A 1,797-nucleotide genomic window follows, 5' to 3' on the forward strand; every position below is an offset into this window, starting at 1 on the left:
GAGCCGATGCAGTGGCTCTCCCTGGGCGTGATCGTGCTGTTCGGCGGCGCAACCCTGCTGGCGCAGAGCGAGACCTTCATCAAGTGGAAGCCCACGGTGCTGTACTGGCTCATGGGCGGGACGCTCCTGGCGGGCCAGTGGATCTTCCGGCGCAACTTCATCCGCTCGCTGATGGGCGCCCAGGTGCAGCTGCCGGACGCCGTGTGGCGCCAGCTCAACCTGGCCTGGGCCGGCTTTTTCGCCACCATGGGCGCGCTCAACCTGTGGGTCGCCTACCGCTTCGACACCGACACCTGGGTCAGCTTCAAGCTCTTTGGCGGCATCGGCCTGATGCTCGCCTTCGTGGTCGCCCAGGCGCTGTACCTGGGGCGCTTCATCCAGGACGAGACCCCTCCCCAACCCAAGGACGCACAACCATGACTGCTTCCACCCCGGGCGCCGACGGCGACGCCATCACTGCCGAGGCCATGCAGGCGCACCTGCGCGAGGCGCTCAAGCCGACTTTCCTCGAAGTGCTGGACGAGAGCTGGCAGCATGAGGGCCACGCCGGCGCCAACGGCACGGGCTTCGGCACCCATTTCCGGGTGCGCGTCGCCTCCCCCCTCTTCGAAGGGCAGCGGCGCGTGGCGCAACACCGTCTTGTGTATGATGCGCTGCAGGTTTTCATCGACCGTGGCGCGCACGCAATTGCCATCGAAACCCTCTGATCCGGGCCGCATTTTCGGCAGCCCCGGGCCGGGCCAACCACCCTTTGTTCCCTTCCTTCTACCTCCCATGAAGAAACAGCTCCTGTCCGGCCTGGTGGCCGCAGCCGTGCTGGGCGCCGCAGCCCTGCCCGCAAGCGCACAGAACATCGCCATCGTCAACGGCAAGCCTATCCCCAAGGAGCGCGTCGAAGTGCTGCGCCAGCAGGTGGAGCGCTCCGGGCGCCCGATCTCGCCGGAGATCGAGGAACAGATCAAGGAAGAGGTCATCGCCCGCGAGATCTTCATGCAGGAGGCGCAAAAGCGCGGCCTGGAGGCCTCGGCCGACTACAAGGCGCAGATGGAGCTGGCGCGCCAGACCATCCTGATCCGCGAGCTGTTCGCCGACTATCAGAAGAACCACCCCGTGACCGACGCCGAGATCCAGGCGGAATACGACAAGTTCGTCGCCGCCAACAGCGGCAAGGAATACAAGGCCAGCCACATCCTGGTCGAGAAGGAAGAGGAAGCCAAGGCGATCCTCGCCTCGCTCAAGAAGGGCGGCAAGTTCGAGGACATCGCCAAGAAGCAATCCAAGGACCCGGGCTCCGGCGCGCGCGGCGGCGACCTCGACTGGGCCAACCCGGCCAGCTACGTGCCCGAGTTCAGCGAGGCGCTGGTCAAGCTGGAGAAGGGCAAGACCACGCAGACGCCCGTCAAGAGCCAGTTCGGCTGGCACATCATCCGCCTGGACGACGTGCGCGACGCCGAGCTGCCCAAGCTCGACGAGGTCAAGCCCCAGGTCGCCCAGCAGCTGCAACAGCAAAAACTGATGCAGTTCCAGGAAGAGCTGCGCACCAAGGCCAAGGTGGAGTAACCCGGCCCTGCCCCTCGCGCGCTGCGTCTGGCGCGCGCAACGACGAACGAACGCGGCCCGCCGGGCCGCGTTTTTCATGGGCGGCCCGAGGCCGTCAGCGCGCCAGTTCCTCCCACACCAGCAGCGCACCGATCATCACCGGCTGGTGGAGCATGTAGTAGATGAGCGAGTGGCGCCCCAGCCAGGCCAGCGGCGCCGCGCCGCGCGGCAGCGGCCCGGCCAGCAGCGGCGCGGGCC

General features: G+C 67.1%; 4 protein-coding genes. 3 read left to right on the forward strand and 1 reads right to left on the reverse strand.

All coding sequences use genetic code 11. The features are described 5' to 3' along the window. The 3 genes from A612_RS11825 to A612_RS11835 form a co-directional block, all read left to right on the forward strand. A partial coding sequence (locus A612_RS11825) for a septation protein A (protein WP_019374684.1) occupies positions 1-420 on the forward strand: 420 nt, incomplete at its 5' end. Continuing rightward, a complete protein-coding gene (locus tag A612_RS11830) occupies positions 417-707 on the forward strand; it encodes a BolA family protein (RefSeq protein ID WP_019374685.1) in 291 nt (96 codons plus the stop codon). The genes A612_RS11825 and A612_RS11830, both read left to right, overlap by 4 nt. A 67-nt stretch (positions 708-774) precedes the next feature. Then, positions 775-1,560: a peptidylprolyl isomerase gene (locus A612_RS11835; RefSeq protein WP_019374686.1), complete on the forward strand. Its 786-nt coding sequence runs from the start codon at positions 775-777 to the stop codon at positions 1,558-1,560. Between the two features lie 94 nt (positions 1,561-1,654). Here A612_RS11835 and A612_RS17150 read toward each other — a convergent pair. Beyond that, a partial coding sequence (locus tag A612_RS17150; protein WP_141630357.1) for a heparan-alpha-glucosaminide N-acetyltransferase domain-containing protein occupies positions 1,655-1,797 on the reverse strand: 143 nt, incomplete at its 5' end.

Source organism: Melaminivora alkalimesophila (genome assembly GCF_000282995.1).
GTDB lineage: Bacteria > Pseudomonadota > Gammaproteobacteria > Burkholderiales > Burkholderiaceae_C > Melaminivora > Melaminivora alkalimesophila.